Origin of the sequence: Comamonas suwonensis (assembly GCF_012844455.2) — a bacterium.
In the GTDB taxonomy this organism is placed as follows: Bacteria; Pseudomonadota; Gammaproteobacteria; order Burkholderiales; family Burkholderiaceae_C; genus Comamonas; species Comamonas suwonensis.
On sequence record NZ_JABBCQ020000053.1, the window covers coordinates 1 to 1,200 of the forward strand.

A 1,200-nucleotide genomic window follows, 5' to 3' on the forward strand; every position below is an offset into this window, starting at 1 on the left:
TGGGCCGACTTTGTGGCCAACGGGATCGCTGCCGACCGGCTGGAAGCCACGGGCGACCCCATGGCCATGCAATTGATTGATCACGCCAAAGCGGTGGAGGCAGGAAATGGGCGGTAAGAAGAAAAAGACAACCATCGGATACAGCTACTTCATGGGGCTGCAAATGGGCCTGTGCCGTGGCCCGGTGGATGCGATCCGTCAGATCCGTGTCGGAGACAAAGTCGCATGGACGGGAAAGATTGATAGCAACACGACCATCACCATCGATCAGCCCAATCTGTTTGGCGGCGAGGAGCAAGAAGGCGGCATCCAGGGCGATTTGACGGTGCTGCTAGGAGCTAGGAACCAGCCGCGCCACGCGAAGCTTGCAGCCATGCTGGGTGGGCTTGTCAGTGCATTCAGGGGGGTAACGACGACATTCTTTGATGGCCTGGTCTGTGCCATGTCCCCCTATCCAAAGGAGTGGGCCTACTTGGTTCAGAAGACCAAAGTGGGCTGGCATGACGGCCAATGCTGGTATCCCGAGAAATGTGAAATCGACCTTGGCTCAGTTCGCGAACCTCTGGCGGGTAGCTGGCCGTGGGTCAAGCGAACTGACCAGTTTGTGATCGGTGCCACCCATGAGTACTCGGGCCGGTATACAGAGTATCAGGGGTGGTGGAAGGGATGGATTGACTGTTTTCGCATCACCAAAGGTGTAGCGCGCTGGGCGACAACGACTTACGCCGTATCGGAGACCCCATTCGGAGATGCAAGCTCAGATCCTCACTACGCATCGGTAGTCCTGCTTTTGCGCATGGAAGGTGCGAATGGGGCAACCAATATCGTGGATGACAAGGGTCATGCGATCACAAGGCTTGGCACCCCGAAACTGGATACCAGCAAATCCAGGTTTGGTGGCTCATCGTGCTATTTCAACGGCAAAACGGATGCTTTGCTTGCTGAAATGGGTGGTGATGCCAACCTGGGCTCCGGGCCTTGGACAATGGATGCATGGGTCTGGCTGGAAGACACAGTCACCAATGCATTTAGTTATGGTCTTTTTGGCCATGGTGTCCCTGATATTGTTTCGCAGGACACAAGGTGGGAGCTGCTGAAGTCTATGCGCTGGGCCTATCAGCAGTCGCCCAGGGTCAATTCTTTCGAGCCCGCTCTCTCGCAGAACATAGAGCCGTTTCCGGCCGCCGGTCGGTGGATGTT

The 1,200-nt window shown here is 56.3% G+C and carries 1 pseudogene; it reads left to right on the forward strand.

Annotated features, from left to right (window positions below):
• Nucleotides 1-106 precede the first annotated feature (106 nt).
• Nucleotides 107-1,200, forward strand: a pseudogene (locus tag HF327_RS21800) (hypothetical protein); the annotation flags it as partial.